The following is a 234-nucleotide window of genomic DNA, read 5'->3' on the forward strand; positions in this document are numbered from 1 at the left end:
CGGCGCCTTCGGTTCGATGCCCATCAAATTCATAATCGTCGGCATCATATCGATTTGCCCACCGAAGTTGGAATTCACTTCAGATTCGAACAATCCAGTGGCAGCGATAATGAATGGCAACAAGAAACGGTCTTTCAAGGAATATCTATGGCCTAGCAACTCGGCCATCAGCTCGTTGTCGTTTTCCGTCATCGGCCGGCCGTGAAGCCCGGAATGGTCGCCGTTGACTACAAT

1 pseudogene is annotated in these 234 nt (G+C 50.4%); it reads right to left on the minus strand.

The features are described from left to right. A pseudogene (locus SB775_RS34050) lies at positions 1-192 on the minus strand (LTA synthase family protein); the annotation flags it as partial. Positions 193-234: the final 42 nt, after the last annotated feature.

The sequence above is a fragment of the Peribacillus sp. SIMBA_075 genome (assembly GCF_046534585.1).